Below are 1,368 nucleotides of genomic sequence, written 5' to 3' on the forward strand. Positions count from 1 at the left end.
TATGGTGTGGTATAAAAAAAGTTGACAGCTTATTCTCAAGGATTTCATAATAAAACCAAGAGAATAAGGAGGAATTCAAAGTGGCACGTAAATATGACCATGAATACAAAGTACAGGCAGTAAAACTTGCCAAGGAAATCGGCGGCGCTAAGGCTGCTAAAGAATTAGGAATCCCAGAAGGAACCATCCATACCTGGCTGAAAGCTGTTAGAGCCGGTAAGCTGGATATCGGAGAAGGCTCCCATACTCCCACCAGCGCAATGAGCCTGGCAGAAGAAATTACCATGCTGCGCAAACGGGTAAAGGAACAGGATAAGGAAATCCGTCGCCTGAAGGAAGAAAACGAATTCCTGGAGGAAGCCAGTGCTTTTTTCGCCGCCAGCCGTCGGAAGTCGGCAAAAACCAGAGAATGATCTTTCTGGCCCTGAAGACAGAAGACGGCAGGATTACCGGGAAAATCTCGTTTTACTGCAGAATGCTTGGGGTCAGCCGCCAAGGCTTCTATAAATATCTCGCAAATAAAGACCGTCCCTGGAAGTACCAGGATTTGGCAGATGCCATGAAAGAAATCGTCAGTGAAGATGAATGTAACGATACTTATGGTCGAATCCGGATGTACCAGGCATTGTTGCTGAAACAGCCGGAAGGAGTGCATATTCCCAGTGAGAGAACCGTATACCGAGTTATGGATCAGATTGGCCTTAGCCATCGACCTAAGAGAAAACCCAACGGGATCACAAAGGCTGATCGTGAAGCCATGAAATCGGATGATCTGCTAAAACGGGATTTCCGTTCTGATACCCCATTAGAAAAATGTATTACGGATATCACGGAGATTCCGGCATCCAATGGGAAACTGTATGTATCTGCGATTTTTGACTGCTTTGATCTTAGTGTCCTCGGTCTGGCAATGGAAACAAATATGAAAGCCGATCTATGTATCCATACATTGGAAAACGCCCTGACTGCCTATCCTGCGTTGGAAGGCGCTGTCATCCACAGTGACCGCGGGACACAGTATACCAGCGAGTCCTACCGTCAGACCATCCGGGAGCATCATATCCATCAAAGCATGAACAGTGCCGGAGGGCGCTGCCATGATAATGCACGCTGCGAGAGCATGTGGGCCAGAATGAAGACGGAGCTTCTTTATGACCGTTATGACACAAAGCAGATGGAAGTAGAAGAACTAAAGGTACTTATCTGGAGATACTTCCTCAGCTACTGGAACAACCGGAGGATCTGCTCTGCCAATGGCGGCCTTCCTCCCATGGTAAAACGCAGGCAGTACTATGAGGCTTTGGAGGTGGCTGCATAGTCAGTGATATCCTTGAGAAAAATGTGTCAACTAATCTTGACAATATCAAT

General features: G+C 46.9%; 2 protein-coding genes. Both read left to right on the forward strand.

Annotation, left to right across the window (positions count from 1 at the left end):
• Nucleotides 1-80: 80 nt before the first annotated feature.
• Nucleotides 81-413: a transposase gene (locus H6A20_RS13020; protein WP_087178456.1), complete on the forward strand. Its 333-nt coding sequence runs from the start codon at nucleotides 81-83 to the stop codon at nucleotides 411-413.
• A complete protein-coding gene (locus H6A20_RS13025; RefSeq protein WP_204907526.1) occupies nucleotides 410-1,318 on the forward strand; it encodes an IS3 family transposase in 909 nt (302 codons plus the stop codon). Before H6A20_RS13020 ends, H6A20_RS13025 begins: the two co-directional genes overlap by 4 nt.
• Nucleotides 1,319-1,368: the final 50 nt, after the last annotated feature.

It is taken from the genome of Mordavella massiliensis (assembly GCF_016901695.1).
In the GTDB taxonomy this organism is placed as follows: Bacteria; Bacillota; Clostridia; order Lachnospirales; family Lachnospiraceae; genus Claveliimonas; species Claveliimonas massiliensis_A.